General features: G+C 66.3%; 22 protein-coding genes and 1 pseudogene. 13 read left to right on the top strand and 10 right to left on the bottom strand.

Annotated elements, in window-relative coordinates; genetic code table 11:
- Nucleotides 1-4 precede the first annotated feature (4 nt).
- The 3 genes from rpsM to infA all read right to left on the bottom strand — a co-directional run bounded on the left by rpsM (nucleotide 5) and on the right by infA (nucleotide 929).
- Entirely contained in the window at nucleotides 5-379 is a 375-nt protein-coding gene (gene rpsM / locus ACX9NE_RS22470) for a 30S ribosomal protein S13 (protein WP_036352829.1), read from the bottom strand.
- Nucleotides 380-554: 175 nt separating this feature from the next.
- Nucleotides 555-668, bottom strand: coding sequence for a 50S ribosomal protein L36 (gene rpmJ / locus ACX9NE_RS22465; RefSeq protein WP_003886927.1), 114 nt, complete (start codon nucleotides 666-668; stop codon nucleotides 555-557).
- 39 nt (nucleotides 669-707) lie between these two features.
- Nucleotides 708-929 carry a translation initiation factor IF-1 gene (gene infA, locus ACX9NE_RS22460; RefSeq protein ID WP_003418601.1) on the bottom strand — a complete coding sequence of 74 codons (222 nt, stop codon included), beginning with the start codon at nucleotides 927-929 and terminating at the stop codon, nucleotides 708-710.
- 240 nt (nucleotides 930-1,169) lie between these two features.
- On the opposite strand from infA, the gene ACX9NE_RS22455 reads away from it, so the two are divergent.
- The 7 genes from ACX9NE_RS22455 (at nucleotide 1,170) to ACX9NE_RS22425 (ending at nucleotide 6,619) form a co-directional block, all read left to right on the top strand.
- Entirely contained in the window at nucleotides 1,170-2,012 is an 843-nt protein-coding gene (locus ACX9NE_RS22455) for an LLM class F420-dependent oxidoreductase (protein ID WP_459363276.1), read from the top strand.
- Between the two features lie 17 nt (nucleotides 2,013-2,029).
- Nucleotides 2,030-2,890 (top strand): LLM class F420-dependent oxidoreductase, encoded by an 861-nt coding sequence (locus ACX9NE_RS22450; RefSeq protein WP_459363275.1) that lies wholly within the window; start codon nucleotides 2,030-2,032, stop codon nucleotides 2,888-2,890.
- 11 nt (nucleotides 2,891-2,901) lie between these two features.
- Nucleotides 2,902-3,897 (top strand): dTDP-glucose 4,6-dehydratase, encoded by a 996-nt coding sequence (gene rfbB / locus ACX9NE_RS22445; protein WP_459363274.1) that lies wholly within the window; start codon nucleotides 2,902-2,904, stop codon nucleotides 3,895-3,897.
- 1 nt (nucleotide 3,898) lies between these two features.
- On the top strand, nucleotides 3,899-4,513 hold the full coding sequence (gene rfbC, locus ACX9NE_RS22440) for a dTDP-4-dehydrorhamnose 3,5-epimerase (RefSeq protein WP_459363334.1): 615 nt from the start codon (nucleotides 3,899-3,901) through the stop codon (nucleotides 4,511-4,513).
- An 85-nt stretch (nucleotides 4,514-4,598) separates the two neighbouring features.
- On the top strand, nucleotides 4,599-5,102 hold the full coding sequence (locus tag ACX9NE_RS22435) for a lipoprotein LpqH (protein WP_459363273.1): 504 nt from the start codon (nucleotides 4,599-4,601) through the stop codon (nucleotides 5,100-5,102).
- A 48-nt stretch (nucleotides 5,103-5,150) separates the two neighbouring features.
- Nucleotides 5,151-5,819, top strand: a complete 669-nt coding sequence (locus ACX9NE_RS22430) for an ABC transporter ATP-binding protein (RefSeq protein ID WP_459363333.1) — start codon at nucleotides 5,151-5,153, stop codon at nucleotides 5,817-5,819.
- A complete protein-coding gene (locus ACX9NE_RS22425; RefSeq protein ID WP_459363272.1) occupies nucleotides 5,816-6,619 on the top strand; it encodes an ABC transporter permease in 804 nt (267 codons plus the stop codon). The genes ACX9NE_RS22430 and ACX9NE_RS22425 overlap by 4 nt, the downstream gene beginning before the upstream one ends.
- Nucleotides 6,620-6,622: 3 nt before the next feature.
- Here the strand turns inward: ACX9NE_RS22425 and ACX9NE_RS22420 are convergent, their stop codons facing one another.
- Nucleotides 6,623-7,321, bottom strand: coding sequence for a Rieske (2Fe-2S) protein (locus ACX9NE_RS22420; RefSeq protein ID WP_459363271.1), 699 nt, complete (start codon nucleotides 7,319-7,321; stop codon nucleotides 6,623-6,625).
- Nucleotides 7,318-7,857 (bottom strand): RNA polymerase sigma factor, encoded by a 540-nt coding sequence (locus ACX9NE_RS22415; protein ID WP_459363270.1) that lies wholly within the window; start codon nucleotides 7,855-7,857, stop codon nucleotides 7,318-7,320. Before ACX9NE_RS22415 ends, ACX9NE_RS22420 begins: the two co-directional genes overlap by 4 nt.
- A 289-nt stretch (nucleotides 7,858-8,146) precedes the next feature.
- On the opposite strand from ACX9NE_RS22415, the gene ACX9NE_RS22410 reads away from it, so the two are divergent.
- The 5 genes from ACX9NE_RS22410 (at nucleotide 8,147) to ACX9NE_RS22390 (ending at nucleotide 14,083) form a co-directional block, all read left to right on the top strand.
- Nucleotides 8,147-9,667, top strand: a complete 1,521-nt coding sequence (locus tag ACX9NE_RS22410; protein WP_459363269.1) for a CoA-acylating methylmalonate-semialdehyde dehydrogenase — start codon at nucleotides 8,147-8,149, stop codon at nucleotides 9,665-9,667.
- 4 nt (nucleotides 9,668-9,671) lie between these two features.
- Nucleotides 9,672-10,832 (top strand): acyl-CoA dehydrogenase family protein, encoded by a 1,161-nt coding sequence (locus ACX9NE_RS22405; protein ID WP_459363268.1) that lies wholly within the window; start codon nucleotides 9,672-9,674, stop codon nucleotides 10,830-10,832.
- A gap of 9 nt (nucleotides 10,833-10,841) precedes the next feature.
- Nucleotides 10,842-11,726, top strand: coding sequence for a 3-hydroxyisobutyrate dehydrogenase (mmsB, locus tag ACX9NE_RS22400; protein WP_459363267.1), 885 nt, complete (start codon nucleotides 10,842-10,844; stop codon nucleotides 11,724-11,726).
- 116 nt (nucleotides 11,727-11,842) lie between these two features.
- Nucleotides 11,843-13,798 (top strand): serine/threonine-protein kinase, encoded by a 1,956-nt coding sequence (locus ACX9NE_RS22395; RefSeq protein WP_459363266.1) that lies wholly within the window; start codon nucleotides 11,843-11,845, stop codon nucleotides 13,796-13,798.
- Between the two features lie 129 nt (nucleotides 13,799-13,927).
- A complete protein-coding gene (locus ACX9NE_RS22390) occupies nucleotides 13,928-14,083 on the top strand; it encodes a hypothetical protein (protein WP_459363332.1) in 156 nt (51 codons plus the stop codon).
- Nucleotides 14,084-14,537: 454 nt separating this feature from the next.
- Here the strand turns inward: ACX9NE_RS22390 and ACX9NE_RS22385 are convergent.
- The 5 genes and pseudogenes from ACX9NE_RS22385 to ACX9NE_RS22365 form a co-directional block, all read right to left on the bottom strand.
- Nucleotides 14,538-15,048, bottom strand: a pseudogene (locus ACX9NE_RS22385) (hypothetical protein); the annotation flags it as partial.
- 289 nt (nucleotides 15,049-15,337) lie between these two features.
- Nucleotides 15,338-16,213 carry an alpha/beta fold hydrolase gene (locus tag ACX9NE_RS22380; protein ID WP_459363265.1) on the bottom strand — a complete coding sequence of 292 codons (876 nt, stop codon included), beginning with the start codon at nucleotides 16,211-16,213 and terminating at the stop codon, nucleotides 15,338-15,340.
- Between the two features lie 3 nt (nucleotides 16,214-16,216).
- Entirely contained in the window at nucleotides 16,217-17,428 is a 1,212-nt protein-coding gene (locus ACX9NE_RS22375; RefSeq protein WP_459363264.1) for an aspartate aminotransferase family protein, read from the bottom strand.
- Nucleotides 17,421-18,539, bottom strand: a complete 1,119-nt coding sequence (gene solA / locus ACX9NE_RS22370) for an N-methyl-L-tryptophan oxidase (RefSeq protein ID WP_459363263.1) — start codon at nucleotides 18,537-18,539, stop codon at nucleotides 17,421-17,423. The genes ACX9NE_RS22375 and solA overlap by 8 nt, the downstream gene beginning before the upstream one ends.
- The gene (locus ACX9NE_RS22365; protein WP_459363262.1) at nucleotides 18,532-19,428 is read right to left on the bottom strand and encodes a DUF6206 family protein; all 897 of its coding nucleotides are present in this window, start codon (nucleotides 19,426-19,428) and stop codon (nucleotides 18,532-18,534) included. The genes solA and ACX9NE_RS22365 overlap by 8 nt, the downstream gene beginning before the upstream one ends.
- Nucleotides 19,429-19,524: 96 nt before the next feature.
- On the opposite strand from ACX9NE_RS22365, the gene ACX9NE_RS22360 reads away from it, so the two are divergent.
- Entirely contained in the window at nucleotides 19,525-20,472 is a 948-nt protein-coding gene (locus ACX9NE_RS22360) for a LysR family transcriptional regulator (RefSeq protein ID WP_459363261.1), read from the top strand.
- The last annotated feature ends 89 nt before the right edge of the window (nucleotides 20,473-20,561 follow it).

Raw genomic sequence — 20,561 nt, 5'->3', positions numbered from 1 at the left:
GGTTCTACCTGGCCTTCTTCTTGCCTGCGATGGTGCGCTTGGGGCCTTTACGGGTCCGCGCATTGGTTTTGGTCCGCTGGCCGCGCACGGGCAGGCCGCGACGGTGTCGCAGGCCCTGGTAGCAGCCGATCTCGATCTTGCGACGAATGTCGGCCTGCACCTCACGGCGCAGGTCACCCTCGACCTTCAGGTTCGCTTCGATGTAGTCACGCAAATGGGTCAGCTGGTCATCCGTCAGGTCCTTGGTGCGCAGGTCCTTGTCGATGCCAGTGGCCGCAAGAATCTCGTTCGAGCGGGTGCGGCCGATGCCGAAGATGTAGGTCAGCGCGATCTCCATGCGCTTGTCGCGCGGCAGATCGACGCCTACTAGTCGAGCCATAGGTGGCGTTTCCTCTTTTTCAGCGGAGGTCTTTTCCCAGTCCGTTCCCGCAACCCGAATTGGGTCTCCCTCGAGGGGCTAGCGGGGCCCGGCCTCCGTCCGGGCGTGTCCGAGCGACGTGTTCGCTCAGTGGTGCTGGGAGGTCAGCATTCAGTTGTGCGAGCGCAAGCCTTGACTAACCCTGTCTCTGCTTGTGGCGCGGGTCCTGGCAGATCACCATGACCCGTCCATGCCGACGGATCACCCTGCACTTGTCACAGATCGGCTTGACGCTGGGGTTCACCTTCACGGCAGTCTCGGTCCTGTTCTCTGGTCTTTGGGTGTTTCGTTACTTGTACCGGTACACAATGCGGCCGCGGGAAAGGTCGTAGGGAGACAACTCCACGACCACCCGGTCCTCGGGCAGGATGCGGATATAGTGCTGCCGCATCTTGCCGCTGATGTGGGCGAGCACCTTGTGGCCGTTTTCCAGCTCAATGCGAAACATGGCATTGGGCAGGGGTTCGACCACGCGACCCTCGACCTCGATGGCACCGTCCTTCTTTGCCATTACTTTTCGGCGATCCTCTACTTTTCGTCCATACCTGGTTTGGAGCAGCATTCGTCCGGACTGCAAAACGTGGGCCGATAATGGAAATTCCCGGAAGAAATTTCAGACAGGGCACGCCAAGAGTCGGCACGGACGCCGCACCGTTGGTCCACGATACCCGCAGCCCCACGTTCCACGCAAAAACGCCCGGGTCCGCCGTGAACAGGAATAGGCCACGTCGCCACGCCGGTTGCAGCAACCATGACCGCCCCTGTTGACAACAAGCCCGATCTTGGCCGGTTCGGATCGTTCGGTCGCGGCGTCACGCCACGACAAGCGAAGGAAATCGAAGCCCTGGGTTACGAGGCGGTGTGGGTGGGCGGCTCCCCGCCCGCCGAACTGGATTGGGTGGAACCGATCCTCGAAGCGACGACGACGCTGCAGGTGGCGACCGGAATCGTGAATATCTGGACGGCGGCGGCCAAGCCCGTCGCCGAATCGTTCCACCGGATCGACCGGGCCTACCCCGGGCGTTTCCTGCTCGGTATCGGCGTCGGCCATCGCGAGGTCGTCACCGAATACCGCAAGCCGTTAGACGCCCTCACCGAGTATCTGGACCAGCTCGATGAGTACGGCGTGCCCGCCAACCGCCGGGTGGTGGCTGCGCTGGGCCCGCGCATTCTGAAGCTGTCCGCCGAGCGCGGTGCCGGTGCGCACCCGTATCTGACGACGCCAGAGCACACGGCCCGAGCGCGCGAACTGATCGGGCCCTCGGCGTTTCTGGCTCCCGAACACAAGGTGGTACTGACCACAGACGCGCAGCAGGCCCGCGCGGTAGGACGCAAGGCCCTCGGCATGTACCTCAACCTGGCGAACTACCTGAACAATTGGAAGCGGCTGGGCTTCACAGACGAGGATCTGGCCAAACCCGGCAGCGACCGCCTGGTCGACTCCGTGGTGGCCTATGGAACCGTCGACGCCATTGCGGCACGGTTGCGCGAGCACCTCGACGCCGGCGCCGACCACGTGCCGGTGCAGGTTCTCACCCGCAGCCAGGACCTGGTCCCCGCGCTGGCCGAATTGGCCGGGGCGCTCGGGCTGTAAACGGGTATAGACCGGCGATGACTGAATCCGTTTCGCTCAAGCCCGACCTGGGCAAGTTCGGCGTGTGGCTGGGCAGCCGCACACTCGCCCCCGAGTTGGCCGCCGAGATCGAGTCGCTGGGCTACGGCGCCGCGTGGATAGGGGCGTCGCCGGACGCCGATCTGGGCTGGGTCGAACCCGCGCTGGAGCAGACCACGACCCTGCAGGTGGCAACCGGGATCGTGAACATCTGGACGGCGCGGGCCGAGGAGGTCGCCAAGTCCTACCACCACATCGAGGACGCGCATCCGGGTCGGTTCCTGCTGGGTATCGGGGCGGGCCACCCCGAGCACACCGAGCACTATCAGAAGCCCTACGACGCCTTGGTGTCCTACCTCGACGATTTGGACAACGCGATGGTTCCGAACAGCCGTCGGGTGCTTGCCGCGCTCGGGCCCCGGGTGCTGCGCCTGGCGGCCGAGCGCAGCGCGGGTGCCCATCCCTACCTGACCACCCCCGAGCACACCGGTACGGCTCGCCAGCTGGTGGGGAACACGGTGTTCCTGGCACCCGAGCACAAGGTCGTGCTCACCACCGACGCGGACGAGGCGCGCGCCGTCGGCCGCAAATTCATCGATTTCTATCTGGGCCTCAGGAATTACGTGAACAACTGGCTGCGGCTGGGATTCACCGACGAGGACGTGCGCAGGCCGGGGAGCGACCGGCTCATCGACGCCCTGGTCGCCTACGGCCCCCCGGAAGCGATCGCGCACCGTCTCAACGAGCATCTGGACGCCGGCGCCGACCATGTGGCGATTCAGGTGTTGGGTTCCTCACGGCCGGAAAAGCTGGTGCCCGCACTGGCCGAACTGGCGGGAGCGCTGCGGCTCACCGGATAGGGTTTGTAGCCATGCGGCTGCTGGTCACCGGGGGGGCGGGGTTCATCGGGGCGAATTTCGTGCACAGTACCGTGCGCGAGCACCCGGAGGACTCCGTGACGGTGCTGGACGCGTTGACCTATGCCGGACGTCGCGAATCGCTGGCCGACGTCGCCGACTCCATCCGGTTGGTGGAGGGCGACATCTGCGACGCCGAACTGGTCTCGGCGCTGGTGGCCGAGTCCGACGCCGTCATACATTTCGCTGCCGAATCCCACGTGGACAACGCTTTGGACGACCCGGAACCCTTCCTGCACACCAACGTGATCGGTACGTTCACTATTTTGGAAGCAGTACGACGAAACGGTGTGCGGCTGCACCACATTTCGACCGACGAGGTATACGGCGACCTGGAGCTCAACGACCCGCGGCGGTTCACCGAATCCACGCCCTACAACCCGTCGAGCCCGTACTCGGCCACCAAGGCCGGCAGCGACATGCTGGTGCGGGCCTGGGTGCGGTCCTACGGGGTCCACGCAACATTGTCCAACTGCTCCAACAACTACGGCCCCTTCCAGCACATCGAGAAGTTCATCCCGCGCCAGATCACCAACGTGCTCACCGGACGCCGCTGCAAGCTGTACGGCAGCGGCCACAACGTGCGCGACTGGATCCACGTGGAGGACCACAACAGCGCCGTGCGCCGGATCCTGGAAAAGGGCGAACCCGGGCGCACCTACCTGATCAGCTCGGAGGGCGAACGGGACAACCTCACGGTGTTGCGGACGCTGCTGGCGTTGATGGGTCGCGATCCCGACGACTTCGATCACGTCACCGACCGCGTCGGCCACGACCTGCGCTATGCCATCGATCCCTCACTGCTCTGCAACGAGTTGGGTTGGGCGCCAAAGCACACCGATTTCGAGGAAGGGTTACGATCCACCATCGACTGGTATCGCGACAACGAATCCTGGTGGCGGCCGGTCAAGGACGCAGCGGAAGCCCGCTATGAGAAGCGTGGTCAGTGAAATGAAAGTCCGCGACCTGGGCATCGCAGGCGCCTGGGAGATCACTCCTACCATCCACGGCGACTCACGCGGCATGTTCTTCGAATGGCTCACCGACACGGGGTTCAGGGGCTTCACCGGCCACCGGTTGGACGTCCGGCAAGCCAACTGTTCGGTGTCCTCGGCCGGCGTGTTGCGTGGGTTGCACTTCGCCGAACTACCCCCGAGCCAGGCCAAGTATGTGACCTGTGTGCGCGGCGCCGTGTTCGACGTGGTCGTCGATATCCGGGTCGGCTCGCCGACGTTCGGTGAATGGGCCTCGGTGTTGCTCGACGACCAAGACCGCAGAACCATCTACATCTCCGAGGGCCTGGCTCACGGTTTCCTTGCGCTGCAAGACAATTCGACGGTGGTGTATCTGTGCTCGGCGGAATACAACCCGCAGCGCGAACACACCATTCGTGCGACCGACCCGGCCATCGCAGTGGACTGGCCACTGGTGGACGGCAAGCAGCCCAGCTTGTCCGACCGCGACGCCGCGGCGCCCAGCTTCGCCGACGTGCAGGCTTCGGGCCTGCTTCCCACGTGGGAAGCGGCCCGAGAATACACCGCACGGCTGCGCGACGACATCAACTGACACTCGTCCTATGCGGCGCGACGATCGGCCGTACATACTGCTTGTCAGCCTGTGCGGCTGTGCCGATCAATCGAAGGAGACACTGGTGAAGCGTGAGCTGTTGATTGCCCTGGGTGCGACGACCCTTGTCGTGGGCATGGCCGGATGCTCGAAGGATGAGAAATCGTCCGGCACCTCGTCCAGTTCGGCGACATCGTCGAGCGCACCCACGTCATCGACCGCTGCCGCCAGCCCGACCGCGTCCACACCCGCGGCCGCCGGCGCGACGAAGGTCATCATCGGCGGCCAGGCACAGAATGTCAGCGGCCCGGTGGTCTGCGAGACGAACCAGGGCAAGTTCTCGATCGCCATCGGCGACATGATGACGGGCGTGATCGTCGGCCTGGAGCAAGACGCCTCGGCAGTCCGCAACGCCGGCCTGGGCACCGTTGACGGCGTGGTCCTCAGCTTCACCGAGGGAGCCCCCGGCAACAGCGCCAAGGCGACCAAGAACGGCAATACCTACCAGATCACCGGCACCGCGACCGGTGTCGACAACGCGGGGCAGCAAGTCAGCAAGACCTTCGAGGTGGACGCCACCTGCCCCTAGTTCGTCAATTCCGTACCCGGGGGAGGCGGACTGTTGGCTCAGACCGCGATGTTCGAGTTCATCGACGTGGTGGTGGACCGTGGCGGTGTGCGGGCTCTGGACGGCTTCGCCGCGGCGGTCCCCGGGCAGGGCGTGACAGCTTTGTTCGGCTCCTCGGGATCGGGCAAATCGACCCTGCTGCGCTTGTGCAATCGGATCGAGGTGCCGACCAGTGGACGAGTCTTGTTCTGCGGAAACGACATCGCAGATTTGGATCCGCTGTCGCTACGACGCCGGGTGGGCATGTGCTTTCAGCGTCCGACGCCGTTTCCCGGCACCGTGGCCGAGAACCTGCGAGTCGCCGACCCGGATGCGTCCGAGACGCGGATGGGCGAGACGCTGTCCCGGGTGGCCCTGACCGGATCGTGGCTGGAACGCGACGCGACTGCGCTCTCCGGTGGTGAGGCACAACGCATGTGTCTGGCCCGCACGCTCATCACCAGACCACAGGTGCTGCTCTTGGACGAACCCACCTCCGCCGTTGACGCCGAGGCTGCCGGGGTGATCGAGCGCGCGGTGCGCGAACTCGCGGAAGTCGACGGAATCCCTGCACTGTGGGTGACCCACGACCGGGCACAGGTGGACCGGGTCGCCGACCGGATGTTGCGGATCGACCGGGGACGCTGCCTGGGGCTAAGTCCGATTGCCCACGCGGAGAACGGCGACGGTACCCAGTGAATGGCCAGGTCGGTTGGATCGGGTTGGCGACCTCGCTGTCGTTGGTAGCCTTTGCCGCGGCGATCTCGCTGTGGCAGCGGCTGGGCCTCGAGCGTCAGGTCCTGTGGGCAGCGGTCCGGGCGATCGTCCAGCTGCTGCTCGTCGGCGGCGCCTTGACGTTGCTGTTCGCCCCGGGCCGATCCATGTGGTGGTCATGCGCCTGGACCGCAGGCATGGTCGTTTACGCCGGGGACGTCGCCCGCCGGCGTGCACCGGAGGTCCCCAAACTCGGGCCGCTGGCCGTCGCCGCACTCGCCACGGCTGTGCTGGTCACCCTCGGGGTGATCTTCGGGTTGCGGGTATTTCCGCTGCAGGCCCGCACGCTGGTGCCGGTCGCCGGAATGATGATCGGCAATTCGATGACCGCCATGGTGCTGGTGGCGCGTCGCCTCGTCGATGAACTTCGCGACAAGCGCGACGAGGTCGAAGCCAGACTTGCCCTCGGACAGACGTCGCGCCAGGCAGCGAGCCCGTACCTACGGATCGCGTTGCGCTCGGCAATGTCTCCGCAGATCGAAACCACCAAAGCCACCGGGCTCGTCTTCCTGCCGGGCGCCATGACCGGACTCATCCTCGCCGGCGTGCCGCCGGTGCAGGCCGTGCTGGTGCAGGCAGTGGTGATGTTCCTCATTCTCGGCTCAGTCGCCACCACAACCGTCGTTGTCGCCCTGGGTTTGGTCCGCCTCGTTTTCACCGCTGACCACCGGCTGCGGCCACTGGCCAATCGCGCGGGAAAGTCCGCCCGGGCGCAGTCGGGCTGACCATCAGGCCGGTTCGCTGGGACGCGCCGGGGCAAATACCTCGATCACTCCGTCGACCTCGCGAACCATCAACGTGGGCAACGGCTTTGGAGCAATCGGCAACTGGTGGGCAAGCACCTGCCCAGCGGGTGAAAACGATGTCGTATGACATGGGCAGCGCAGCTGGTCACCCGACGCGTCGAACCACAGCCGGCAACCTTGATGGGTGCAGACCCCCGACACCGCCTCCGGTTTGCCGTCCACGCGCCGGACGAACCCGTTGATCGCACCCAGATCGAACGGGCGCATCCCGCCGTCGGGCACGTCCGCACTCGCGGCGACGCGCATCCAGCGTCCGTCGTTGGGGGTGAGCGGCCCGGCCACGGCAGGAACTTCGCCCCCCCGGTCGCCGATCACGAGTCGATCGGCGGCGACCGCAGCGACCGCGGCAGCCGCGGCGGCCGACGTGCCGACGATGACCTGCCGGCGCGTCGTGTTCTGCTCTGGCGCCACCTCCGGAGGCGTGCCGGCCAACTGCTCCGCGAGCCGGGCATGGAGGTCGTCAAGGAATTCCTGCCTCGGGGCACCGGCGCCGGGCGCTGCGGCCCGTAAGTCGATGGCGGTCCGGATCTGGGCGGCCTCGAAGTCATTGGGCCGGAACGGCCGGGGGCGTCTGCCCCGGAAAAGGTCGTCGAGGTATCTGCGCAAGCCCCGCGGGTTCATGACTCGCTCCCCTCGTTCACCTGCGCGGCGAGTCGCAGCGCCCGATGCTGCAGAACCTTGGCGTTGGCGACACTGACCCCGAGCTCAGCCGCGGATTCCTTGATCGAATCGCCTTTGAGAAACCTCAGTTGAAGGATTCGACGATAGTTCTCCGGCAGTTTTTCCAGCACGCGCGCGACGCGCTGGGGAGCGTCGCTGATCGCCTCCTCGCTCTGCGGGGGTGCTTCGATGTCGTCGATCGTGGTGATCTCGCGCCCCAGGGTTTCGCGCCAGTGCGCGGCCAGTACTGTGCGTGCGGTGGCCCGCAGGTAGGCTCGCACTTCGCCGACGCTGGCCGTCAGCCGCAGCGGCCGCAACGCGGCCAGGAAGACTTCTGCGGTGAGGTCTTCGGCGTCCGCCCGGTTGCCGACCCGGGCGAACAGCGTCCGGTATACCCAGGTGGCGTTGTCCTGATAGACCGCCTCCCAGTTGGCGTAACCGTCGTCGGGCACCGCGCGCAACGGCCGCGGGCTGACGGGTTGATCGCCTGCCGACACATGCCTCCTCGCGTGCGGGGATCCCCTCATGACCAGTCAATAGGTGAGCGGGTTACACGCACAAGTCACGACCCGCCTGAGTTGTGAGAGCCGCGCCCGAAGGGCGTCCGCGGCACACCGGTCCGCGCTGCCGACGGCACGTTTGGACTGACCACTTTCGCGGGCGGTGCCCGTTCTGGCAACGATGTCCCGGCGGTCACACGACGGCGGCTTGCCAGCCCACCGCCGAGGTTACTAGGATATGCAAGTATTCTATCGCCGATTCATCCGCACACCTTTTGGGACAATCATGACCACGCAGATTCCGCACTTCATCGATGGGCAGCGCAGCACCGGCAAGTCCGGCCGCACCGCTGATGTCCTCAACCCGAGCACCGGCGAGGTGCAAGCGACCGTGCCCATGGCGTCGGCGGCTGACCTGGATGCCGCGGTGGCCTCTGCGGTGGTGGCCCAAAAAGACTGGGCCGCCTGGAATCCACAGCGCCGCGCCCGGGTGTTGATGCGATTCGTCGATCTGGTCAACAAGAACATGGACGAGCTGGCGCAGTTGCTGTCTCTCGAGCACGGCAAGACGCTGGCCGATGCGCGCGGCGATGTACAGCGCGGCATCGAGGTGATCGAGTTCTGCATCGGCATACCGCACTTGCTCAAGGGCGATTACACCGAGGGCGCGGGCCCCGGCATCGATGTGTACTCGCTGCGCCAGCCGCTGGGCGTCGTCGCGGGCATCACACCCTTCAACTTCCCGGCGATGATCCCGCTGTGGAAGGCCGGCCCGGCCCTGGCATGCGGAAATGCTTTCGTGCTCAAGCCAAGTGAGCGTGATCCTTCGGTTCCGGTGCGGCTGGCCGAGCTCTTCATCGAGGCGGGACTTCCTCCCGGGGTGTTCCAGGTCGTGCACGGCGACAAGGAAGCCGTCGACGCGATCCTGCAGCACCCCGACATCCAGGCGGTGGGTTTCGTCGGCAGTTCCGACATCGCGCAGTACATCTACGCGGGCGCCGCGGCGACCGGAAAGCGTTCGCAGTGCTTCGGCGGCGCCAAGAATCATATGATCGTCATGCCCGACGCCGACCTCGACCAGGCTGTCGACGCGTTGATCGGTGCCGGTTACGGCAGCGCCGGCGAGCGCTGCATGGCGATCAGCGTCGCCGTTCCGGTCGGCGAACAGACCGCAGACCGGTTGCGCGCCAGGCTGATCGAGCGGATCAACGCCCTGCGCGTCGGTCACAGCCTGGACCCCAAGGCCGACTACGGACCATTGGTGACGGAGGCCGCGCTGACCCGGGTGCGCGACTACATCGCGCAGGGCGTGGACGCCGGCGCCGAACTGGTGATCGACGGCCGCGAGCGTGCCAGCGACGACCTCACCTTTGGCGACGCCAATCTCGAAGGCGGCTTCTTCATCGGCCCCACCTTGTTCGATCACGTCACCCCGGAGATGTCGATCTACACCGACGAGATCTTCGGGCCGGTGCTGTGCATCGTAAGGGCCAAGACCTACGAGGAAGCAGTGGCGCTTCCTTCCGAACACGAATACGGAAACGGCGTGGCGGTTTTCACCCGCGACGGCGACACTGCGCGCGACTTCGTCTCGCGGGTGCAGGTGGGCATGGTCGGCGTCAACGTCCCCATCCCGGTGCCGGTGGCCTACCACACGTTCGGCGGCTGGAAGCGGTCCGGTTTCGGCGACCTCAACCAGCACGGCCCGGCCGCGATCCAGTTCTACACCAAGGTCAAGACCGTCACCTCGCGCTGGCCTTCCGGCATCAAAGACGGTGCCGAATTCGTGATTCCCACCATGAATTAGCGACATGTTCACTCTCAACGACGAAGAACGGGTGATCACCGCGACGGCGGCAGCTTTTGCCGAAAAGCGGATGGCGCCGCACGCCCTGGAATGGGATGCCACCAAGCACTTCCCCACCGACGTACTGCGCGAAGCCGCCGAGCTCGGGATGGCGGCGATCTACTGCCGCGATGACGTCGGCGGCAGCGGACTGCGCCGCCTCGACGGCGTGCGCATCTTCGAACAACTTGCCATCGCCGACCCGGTCACGGCCGCGTTCCTGTCCATCCACAACATGTGCGCCTGGATGATCGACCGCTTCGGCACCGACGAGCAACGCAAGGCCTGGGTGCCGCGGTTGGCGACGATGGACGTCATCGCCAGCTACTGCCTCACCGAGCCGGGGGCGGGATCCGACGCGAGCGCGTTGAGCACCCGTGCCGTCAAGCAGGGCCCGGATTACGTACTGGACGGTGTCAAGCAGTTCATCTCCGGTGCCGGGGCATCCGACGTCTACGTGGTCATGGCAAGGACAGGCAGTGAGGGTCCGCGCGGCATCTCCGCCTTTGTCATCGAAAAGGGCACTGCGGGTCTCAGTTTCGGTGCACTCGAAGAGAAGATGGGCTGGCATGCCCAACCCACCGCGCAGGTGATCCTGGACGGGGTGCGGGTACCGGCGGACGCCATGCTGGGCGGTGCCGACGGCGAGGGCGCCGGCTTCGGCATCGCGATGAACGGACTGAACGGCGGCCGGCTCAACATCGCCGCGTGCTCACTGGGCGGGGCGCAGGCCGCCTTCGACAAGGCGGGAGCCTACGTGCGCGAGCGTCAGGCATTCGGCTCTACCCTGCTTGACGAGCCCACCGTCCGGTTCACGCTGGCCGATATGGCCACCGGGCTGGAGACATCGCGAATGATGTTGTGGCGCGCGGCAAGTGCGCTGGACGACGATGCCGCCGACAAGGTCGAATTGTGCGCGATGGCCAAGCGATACGTCACCGACACCTGCTTCGAGGTGGCCGACAAGGCCCTGCAACTGCACGGCGGCTACGGCTACCTGCGCGAGTATGGTCTGGAAAAGATCGTCCGCGACCTGCGGGTGCATCGAATCCTGGAAGGGACCAACGAAATCATGCGGGTGGTCATCGGCCGAGCCGAGGCAACGCGCTTTCGGGCCAGCGCCTAGAAGGGCACCATGACAACACGTCTCGCGATCGCGTTCCTGGGGCTGGGCAACATGGGCGGACCGATGGCGGCCAATCTGATCGGCGCCGGCCATCTCGTCCGCGGCTACGATCCGGTGTCTGCAGCCGCAACCGCCGCAGCCGACAGGGGGGTGACGCTGTTCGGCACCGCCGCCGAGGCGGTGGCCTGGGCGGATGTCGTCATCACCATGCTGCCCAGCGGCGAGGTGGTCAAACGCTGTTACGCCGAAGTGCTGCCGGCCGCCCCGAAAGGCGCCCTGTTCATCGACAGCTCCACCATCTCGGTCAACGACGCCCGCGAGGCACACGAGCTGGCCCTGTCGCACGGCATGCAGCAACTGGACGCGCCGGTGTCCGGCGGCGTCAAGGGTGCGACCGCCGGGACGTTGGCGTTCATGGTCGGCGGCGAGTCCGACGCGCTGGTGCGCGCTCGCCCGGCGCTGGAACCGATGGCGGGCAAGATCATCCACTGCGGAGGGTCGGGCGCCGGCCAGGCCGCGAAGGTGTGCAACAACATGGTGCTGGCGGTACAACAGATTGCCATCGGTGAGGCATTCGTGCTGGCGGAGCGGCTCGGCTTGTCGGCGCAGTCTTTGTTCGACGTGATCACCGGGGCGACCGGCAACTGCTGGGCGGTGCACACCAATTGCCCTGTCCCGGGCCCGGTTCCGACGTCACCGGCCAACAACGACTTCAAGCCCGGTTTCGCGGCGGCGTTGATGAACAAGGACCTGGGCCTGGCGATGGACGCGGTGGCCTTCACCGGTTCGGCCGCGCCGCTGGGCCGCCACGCCGCGCAGATCTATGCAGAATTCGCCGCCTCCCATGGCGACAAAGACTTCAGTGCGGTGATCGAAATGCTGCGCGGCAGCTAGTTTCTGACGGCTCCGGCAGCGCGTGACCGCCCGAAGGCATCTGCAAAAGACACGTCACCGCGGCGAGCCGCGTTGCTAGCATCGACACCACGCTGTTGATGACCCGGAGGCGGCTCATGGAGGAAACCCGGTTCGGCCGCTATCGGCTGTTGTCGCTGATAGGCGAGGGCGGCATGGGCAAAGTGTTCAAGGCCCACGACACAATGATCGACCGCGATGTTGCGATCAAAATCCTGCCAACCGATCTGGCAAACGAGCCGGGCTATCGCGACCGCTTCCGCCGTGAGGCACATATCGCCGCCCGGTTGAGCGAACCACACGTCGTCCCCATCTACGACACCGGTGAGATCGACGGACAATTGTATTTGGTGATGCCGGTGATCGACGGCGTGGATGTGGCGAGCCTGCTGCGCCGCGATGGGCCGATGAGCCCGCGGCTGGCGGTGAAGGTGATCGAGCAGCTTGCGAACGCCTTGGACGCCGCTCACATCGCCGGACTTGTGCACCGCGATGTCAAGCCGTCCAACGCGTTGATGACCAGGCGCGAATTCGTCTATCTGATCGATTTCGGGATCGCCCATGACGCGTTCGCCACGAAACTGACTCGCACCGGCTCCGTCATCGGCACCATCGCCTACATGTCGCCCGAGCGATTCGAAACCGGGACCGCCGACGCCCGCACCGACATTTACGCGCTGACGTGCGTTCTGTACGAATGCCTCACCGGTAGCCCGCCGTTCCCCAGCGGCACCCTCGCTCAACTGATGCACGCCCACATCTACCACGATCCGCCCATGCCCAGCGCCCAACGGCCCGACCTGCCAGCGGGATTCGACGAAGCGGTCGCTCGTGGCATGGCCAAGAGCCCCGACGACCGCTACCAGAGTGCGCTGGAGCTCGCGGCGGCGGTGCAGAGTGCGTTGACCCAGCCGCTGTCGGTGCCCGAAGTCGAACCGCGTCCGCTGCCAACCGTCGAGAGCACCGTCGTGGACGACGCCGAACCTGTCCCGGCCGACGACGAATCACAGACGCCCGTAGACCCGGCCGACGAGCTGCCCACGCAGATAGCACCCACCGTCCCCGTCCACGCCGAGCAACCCACACCGCCTACCACGACGGTGACTCGACGGCGTAGTCGGCGCGCAAAGATTGCGTTGGCTGCCGGCGCCGTTGTCGTCACGATTTGCGCTGCCGGCCTCATCGGATACTTTGCGACACAGCCCGACCGGCAGTCAGCGTCGCAACCAAGCGCGGGCCGAGCCACACCCGCGAACCGGCAAACCGTCCTGCCGATCAAGGGCTTCCGCTTAGCCGTGGACGGCACAGGCAACGTCTACACCACCTCCGGCGCAACCGGCCGCAAACAGGTGCTGAAGTTGGCCGTCGGATCGAGCGCTCCGACGGTGCTGCCATTTACCGACCTCGACGGCGGCCCCGGTGGCGTGGCGGTGGACGCCGCCGGTGACGTCTTCGTCGCAGAGTACGTGCACAATCGGGTGCTGAAGTTGGCGGCAGGTTCAAGCACACCCGTCGAGTTACCCTTTACCGGCCTCGCCGGACCCTTCGGCGTGGCTGTGGACACAGCCGGCAACGTGTACGTGGCCTCGAATCTCAATGGGCGAATTCTTAAGCTGACGGCCGGATCGAATACCCAAGTCGAGCTGCCTTTTCCTGCCAGCCACACGCAATTACCCGTCAGCATCGCGGTCGACGGGGCGGGCAACGTGTACGTCACCTATGGCGGCGCCAGCGGCATAACCAAGCTCCCCGCCGGCTCGACGACCACAACGCTGCTGTGCGCGAGATGTCCGCAGTTGGTCCACTATGTCGCCGTCGATGCCGCCGGCAACGCGTACGGCGCGGGCCCGGCCAATGTGTTTCCCGCAACCAGCAACCAGGTGGTGCGGTTCCCGGCGGGATCAGAAACCGCGACCATACTTCCATTCACGGGTCTCGACGGGCCTGACCCGTCTAACTCTGACAAATTGCCCTCCGTAGACGTGGCGGTGGACGCCGCGGGCAACGTGTATGCCACAAGTGCCGCCGGGGTGCTGAAGCTGTCGATGGCGTGATGTGTTGCGGGAGAGTCGAATCAGAAGGCGCTGGCGTTGCGCCGCAATGTCCCGATCGACCACACCGGGGCCTGTGATTCGTCGGCGGCCATGCCAATGTCGACAAATCTTATTGCCGCACAGCATGTTGTGAGTGGATTCGACCGGCGTCGGCTGCGGCGACCGCGGCTGCCGAGCACTGCGACGGTATTCAACAGCGCCGACGAGGCCGTGGCAGCAGCGGACGTCGTCATCACCATGGTGCCCGACGGCGAGGTGGCCAAGCGCTGCGACGCCGAGGTGTAACCCGCCCTGCGCTCGGGTCCGCCGAGTTCATCGACAGCTGAGCGATCTTGGTGAAGGGCGCCCGGGACGTGCCCGCACTGGCGGGAAGCGCGACATGGCTCAACTCAACTGAGTTGCAGCGTCCACGTGATGGATTCGGGTGCGATCGCGACGCGAAGGTTGCGCGCGCGGCCGCACTTGGTCGGAGTGCCGCCGGGAATCGAGTGGTAGCGCCACGTGGCGTCCACGAAACGTCGCGAACGGGAAAGTTGGACTCGGTCATCCAGACGTCGTCGCGCAAGTAGACCGCCGCTGATTGCGGTGAACGAGTCGAAGCGTTCGGCAAACCGGGGACGGCCTCCCCGCTGACGCTAGCGCCGTAGTCGTGAGCGACGAGGTTGTCGCACAGCACCGCACCGAGCCACCACCATGGCCATTCCTCATGGCCCGCAGCTAGCGAACATTCCCACCGGGTTTCGGTCGAGTCCCTCGCTTGCGACAGCCCCGGTATGTCGGGCGCAAAGCCTTCCGTGGACCACCCCACCGGCTGGTTACGCCACGCTTGCGGAAAGTCCGGCAACGAGAAATCGTTCTGATAGGCCGAGCAGCCGACCGTGCGGCCGATATCCAGTGCGACATCAGCTAATTCGCGCAGCTCGACCCCGGTGCCCATCGGCATGATGTGAATCACGCAGTTACCCACGATCGCCCTCACATGACCCAGGTCAAGGAGCACGAACACGTATTCTGCGGGGCGCGCGCCGGTGATTTCGAAGGCCTCCGGATTCGGTGATCGCAGATCGAGGCCGGGGGGGCACTCTTCGCGCATCATTTCCCTAATCCCATCGGCCTCCTGTTCGCCATCCGCCACCTGGTAGATCGAAACCGTGACGCTGCGGGTGTATCCCGTTTCCCGGTCGCCCCAGCTACTTGTTCCAGAGCTCTTCGGCGATTTCGGAGGTCGGTCTCACGTTCTTCGGCAGCATGGCGCTGATGTCGAAGTACGGTTGGAGCTTTTTGGCGATGAGATCGCGGCGCCCGGTGTAGCTGCGCGGGCTCGCTCATACGGCCCACTCCTTTCGGCTCGTCGCTTCATCCCTTGGTACCCGTTTGCGGGAAAGCCGTGATGATTGTTCCGTCACCCGCCGAAATAACAACGCGAGATCTACGCCGAGTTCATTGCGTCCGACGCCTCGTGCTGACGACGACGTCAGTGCGGTGATCGAAATGCCGCGCGGCAGTTGAACTCCGCAAACCTCCGGAGATAAGTGAGCATCAACTTGGAAGAGGCAAGGAGGGCATCGACGCGACATCGTCGAACCAGTTCAGCAACAGCCCGGTGACGTGATCCGGGCGCTCCAGGGGAACCCAGTGGCCACCGGGAATCGAGTGGTAGCGCCACGTGGCGTCCACGAAACGTCGCGATCGGGCGAGTTGGCCCTCGGTCATCCAGACGTCGTCGCGCGAGTAGATCGCCATCGTCGGCACCGGGATGCGGCGCGCAGTGCTGGGGCGAGCGAGGCGGGCGACAACGGCCGCGGCGGGGTTGGCGCGCTCCCAGATGGTGAACGCAAATGCGTCGGGGTCCGCGGTGAGCCGCCGCAGAATGGCGGCGGCGTCGGGGTGCGCGGCGAACGCGCGGCGGAATCGGCGGGCGTCGTTGGCGAGGTAGTGGCGACGGCTGTAGCGCAGGCCGTGCAGGACCATCCATCGGTAGCGCGCAGCATGGCCGAGCAGGAGTTCTGCGGCGATTTGCAGGGAGTGCCCGACGCTGATTGCGGTGAACGAATGAAAGCGCTCATGGAAACGGGGGACGGCCTCCCAGCTGACGGTGGCGCCGTAGTCGTGAGCGACGAGGTGGGCCTTGGTCGCGCCGGTGGCGTCGAGGATCCCAACCAGGTCCTCGCCGAGCTTGGGGATCCGGTAAGCGGAAAATTCGCGAGGCGTGTCGCTTTCGCCATGAGCGGGCCAGTCAAATGTCATGACGCGGTAGCCGGCTGCGGCGAGCGCTTGCTGCTGGTAGCGCCACAGGGTGCTGTCGTCGGGCCAGCCATGCGCCATCAGCACGGCGGGCCCGTCGCCGCCGGTGTCGCGCATGAAGAGTCGCTTGCCGTTGACGACGTGGTGAGTTCCTGGGGTGAGTGGGGTCACGGATCAGATCTCCTCGGCGGATCGACGGATGGCGTCGACGAGGAACGCGAGGTCGTCGCGGCCGATGACGAGCGGGGGCAGAAGTTGGCAAACGCTGAGGTCGTTGCCGGCAGGGACGACCCACACGCCGTGGGCGAACAGGCGCTGGGCCAGGGCGATGCCGCCGTTCTCCCGGCCGGTCGCCAAGCCACGGAAAAGCCCGCGGCCGCGGAGTTCGAGAGGCAGGCCGACCAGACCGGCGCTGAGAGTGTCTCCGGATCGCCGCACTCGGTCGAGGAACCCGGGCTCGTCGAGGACGTCAAGTACCGCGAGCCCTACCGCGCAGCCCAAATCCGATCCGGCGAATGATGCGAACTGCGCGAACGTGTTCTCGGAAAGAACCTCGAGCAGGTCGTCGCGGACCAGGGTCGCCGCCATGGGATACAGGCCGCCGCCGAGGCCCTTGCCGGTGATGATGAGGTCTGGGTCCAGGCCGTCGTGATGTTGATAGCACCAGTGCCGGCCGCTGCGTCCGAGGCCGGTCTGCACCTCGTCGAGCGCCAGCAGTGCGCCCCGTTCGGCTGTCAGGCGGCGTGCGGTTGGTAACCAGTCATCGGGAGCGTTCGGCAGCCCGAGAGTGGCGGGGATCGTCTCGAGCAGGACTAGCGAGGTGCGGTCGTCGACGGCGGCGTCCAGCGCATCGACGTCACCCCAGCGGACGCGAACAAAATCGGGGAGCCGGTAACGCCAGGGGCGCTGAAACTCAGCGGTGCCGGTGGCGGTCGCCAGGCCCGTGTGGCCGTGATAGCCGCCTTCGATCGAGACGACGTTCGGGCGTCGGGTGTGGCGGCGTGCGAGCTTGATTGCGACGTCGATCGCCTCGCCGCCGCTGGTGGCAAAGAACGCGCCGCCGAGCCGCCCATCGGTGGTCGCCGCAAGGCGGTCGGCAAGGCGGCCCTTGATCTCCGACGGCAGCCAGGCGTTGCCGACGTCCAAGCCGGCGTCGAGCGCCGCGAGCAGCGCGCGACGGGTTTGCTCCGGCTGGTGTCCGAGGTTGAAGATGCCGCCGTTGCAGTGGCAGTTGAGGTACCAGCGGTCGTCTGCGGCGTTGTGGAACCGCACGCCGTCGCGGCCGTCGATGAGGGGTGCGTGGCCGTAGAAGTGCGCGAGAAGCGCGACGCGGCCGGGGTTGATCCGGCGCGTGTAGAGGTTGCTCTGGGCGGCGGTGTCAGGCATGGGTGAACCTCCCGATCCTCAACTCTTGTGGCGCGGGCCGGCCGTCGACGATGCCCGCGAGAATCTCGCCGACCGCCGGTGCGTAGCGGAAGCCTCGTCCAGAATCACCGGTGGCGATCAGCACATTCGGGTGATCGGGATGCGCATCGAGGACCCAGTTCAGGTCCGGGGTATTGGTGTAGGTGCAGGTCTGCGCATCGAGGACCGCCGGACCGAGGTCGGGCAGGCGGCGATCGACGACCGCCCGCACCGCGGCGAGATCCTCGGTTCGCACCTCGCGGGGAAGCGTGTCCGGGTCGCCGGTCATTCCCTCGTGGTGCAAGGCGACCTTGTATCGTCCGGGCCCGTCTTGGCATCCGTAGAATCCGGACCGCGGCCCTAGACCAGGGGCCACGGCCATCACGATCGGCAGGTCCATGAGCTGCGGGGGTGACCGGAACGCGACGAGCACCTGGCGCTCGACCTCCAGAGGTAGGTCAAGGTGCAGGTGTTGCGCTGCCCGGTTGCCGACGCACAGCACCAAGGTGTCCGCAACCAGCGTGCGCGCAGCGGTTCGGACCAGGATGCGGTCGCCGTTCGCCTCCCAGTCCACGAGCATTTCTCGGCAGGTGAGGGCAGCGCCTTCGGACCGCGCGGCGTCGTGCAGCACCTGGATGGCGGCCGGCGCGTCGATGACGCGTGCCCAATGTTCGAAGACGCCAATCTCCCCGTCCAGCAAGCGAATTCCCGGGAACCGGGCGCGCATGGCCGCATGGTCCAGCTCTTCGAATTCCCACCCGCCGTCCAACAGGGTCCGGCGGCTGTCTTCGATGAGCGGCCCGTCGGGCCGATCGAGCAGGAGCGCGCCGGTCCGTGTCGTCACCTGCCTTCCCGCGACGGACTCCAGCTCATCCCACAGTGCGAATGCACGGCAGCTGATGTCGGTGTAGACAGGGCCGCTGTGCGCGGAGCGGCGGGCGGTGCGCGTGCGGCCCGTATGCGAGCCAAAGGCGTGCGGCGGCACGTGTGTGTCGATGCCGGTCACTCGATGGCCGGCCCGCGCGAGCGCGCGTGCGGCCGATGCACCCCAAGGTCCGAGTCCGACGACGACGACGTGACGGTGGTCAGCCATGGTGCTCCTTCGGTGGCAGCAGAGTCGGACACGGGCCGCAGCGGACGCGGCGCTGCCAGCCGGCGTGGAATCTTCGCAGGGTGGCCAGAACGCGCCACATGCGACCGTCGGTGATGTCGCGGCGGCGCGCCCGCTCTTCGTCGAGGGTTACTCCGTTGTCGGCGGCGGCCGAAACGAGCACTGGGACAAGGTGTCCGAGTTTCTCGCGGTGTAAGTTCCCGCCGACATCGAGCAGCACGGTGTCGGGCCGGTGATAAGCGGCCAGGATGCTCGGCACGGAGAACCGCCGCAAGGCCGGGCGCAGCAACGCCGGGTAGACACCCAACACCAACTCCGCGTCCAGCCGATCGCGGCCGTCGGCGTCGCGGCGCAGGGGCGTCGAGACGTCGTGCAGCTCCAGCTCGTCGTTCTCGTCCACCGCCCAGTTGGACACCTGGGCGTCCAAGCCGAGCCGGTTGTCCACCACACCGACGACCACCCGGCACAGCGCTGAGAACACCTTCGCCGCCCACGCTTCGTCTGCAGTTCGCAGACGCTGGGTAAGCATCAGGTCACCGGGTATGAGGCGTTGCACCATGAAGGCCCGCACACCGCGCTCGTCCTCACCGGATAGCAACACCTCGGTGTGCGCGACGCGGACACCCGCGGCCCGCAACTCGGCAACGTATGAATCGACCTCAACCTGGTAGGCCTGCAATCTCGCCCGCGAGCTGAAGCGCGGCAGCCGCTTGACTGCCCAGCGCGGATCAGCCGGTGGCCACGCGATAACCGTGGTGATCTCGCCGAAGCCGATGACCGGCAACTCGGCGGCACGCCACGACCAGAGGGCAAGCTCGACGCGAGCGTCGAGATGATCGAGTTCGCGCGCGTCGAGGGTGTCGCTCACCATGCGCATGACTCTTCCCGCGCGGCTGCGCGGAGGGAAACACCAATCGCTCAGTGAGACTCACAATCGATACTCACCTAATTGTGTAGCGTCAAGGACGTGGACCTCAGCACCCGACGTTTGCGATACGCGCTCGAGGTCGACCGGCGCCGCAGCTTCACGGCGGCCGCCGAGGCGCTTCACCTCACCCAGCAAGGGCTCAGCCAGCAGGTCCGCGCGCTGGAACGCGGCCTCGGGTTCGCGCTCTTCGCGCGCACGACGCGCAACGTCACGACGACGGTCGCCGGGCGCGCCTACCTGGACCGCGCCCAGCAGGCGGTACGCGAACTCGAAGCCGCGCGAAGCGCTGCGCTCGAACTCGTCCAACCGACGACCCGCCTGGTCCTCGGGACGCTCCCCGGCGCGGCCGCCGAGCTCACCGATCACCTGATCGCACGGCTACGCGATGCCGTCCCAGCCATCGAGCTCGAGCTATGCGAGACCCCTTTGGACGACCCGACCGCCGGCCTGACAGCCGGCCGCGCCGATTTCGCCATCCTGCGCGCGCCGCTCGACACGACGGGGCTCAAGCTTTACGAGCTGTTCGCGGAACCTCGTGTCGTCGCTCTGCCCGCCGGGCACGCTCTGGCAGGCAGAGACACTGTCGAGCCCGCCGACCTGCGTGCGTTCGCCGTACTCGGTCTTCGTTCTCCCGACGCGATTTTCAACGGCTTCTGGACCCTCGACGACGTCCTTGGGAGCGGAGCCCTGCGCGTAACTGGGACGACCGCATCGATCACGCAAGAACTCCAGACCGTCGCCAGCGGCGAGGCCATCAGCATCACTGCCAGCGCCGCAGAGCGCCTGTTGCCCTTCCCAGGGGTCGTGTTCCGCCCACTCGCCAACTGCCCTCCCAGTCGCGTCTGCCTCGCACATCGCGCGGACGACGACCGGCCAGTCGTGCTGCTGGCCGTTGCCGCGTGTCTGGAAGCCGCCAAGGAACGTGCAGGCACCTTAGCGACCCTTCTCACAATCCATCCGGTTTCCAAACCCGTCGGGAAGCCCTGAGAGTTCCGGCGGTCACCCACGGGGCCGAAATCCACGTTGCCTTCGCCGCCGTGGACTTCCGCGCGGTCATACCGTTCACTGTCCCAGTT

Source organism: Mycobacterium sp. ML4 (genome assembly GCF_054515735.1).
This window is presented reverse-complemented; position numbering and strand designations above follow the sequence as displayed.